1 protein-coding gene and 1 pseudogene are annotated in these 562 nt (G+C 42.7%); both read left to right on the top strand.

Features of this window, described 5'->3' with window-relative positions:
- Positions 1–116 (top strand): annotated as a pseudogene (locus RVS70_RS21920) (tRNA (adenosine(37)-N6)-threonylcarbamoyltransferase complex ATPase subunit type 1 TsaE); the annotation flags it as partial.
- The coding region (gene tsaB / locus RVS70_RS21915) for a tRNA (adenosine(37)-N6)-threonylcarbamoyltransferase complex dimerization subunit type 1 TsaB (protein ID WP_321134831.1) at positions 97–562 on the top strand (466 nt) is incomplete at its 3' end. The pseudogene RVS70_RS21920 and the gene tsaB, both read left to right, overlap by 20 nt.

The raw sequence follows: 562 nt of genomic DNA, 5'->3' as shown, positions 1-562 counted from the left end.
AAATTGTTATCAAAAGAGCTGTTTATAGTGAGCGGGAAATCACCTTTACTGCTGTCGGGAATCGGTACGAAATGCTTTGTGAGGAGATAAGTAGACATGACAATATTAGCAATTGATACATCAAATTATACATTGGGCATTGCGCTGCTTCGAGGAGACACCGTTATAGCAGAATACATTACATACTTGAAAAAAAACCATTCTGTAAGAGCGATGCCTGCTGTTCATTCATTGCTGAGTGATTGTGATATGGCACCGCAGGATCTTTCTAAAATTGTCGTTGCAAAAGGCCCTGGTTCATACACAGGAGTAAGAATAGGTGTGACGCTGGCCAAAACACTTGCCTGGTCTTTAGACATTCCAATTGCTGCTGTATCAAGTCTTGAGACGCTTGCGGCAAATGGCCGGCATTTTGACGGTCTGATCTGCCCAATCTTTGATGCTAGACGGGGACAGGTGTACACAGGTCTGTATGAGTACAAAAATGGGCTTTTAGAGCAAGTTGCTCCAGATCAAAATGTGATGCTGGCAGATTTGCTGGAGATGCTAAAAGAAATTGACA

The organism is Virgibacillus sp. M23, from assembly GCF_034190895.1.
Taxonomy (GTDB): domain Bacteria; phylum Bacillota; class Bacilli; order Bacillales; family Amphibacillaceae; genus Virgibacillus; species Virgibacillus salarius.
The sequence above is the reverse complement of the archived record's forward strand: the minus strand, read 5'-3'. Positions and strand labels throughout refer to the sequence as shown.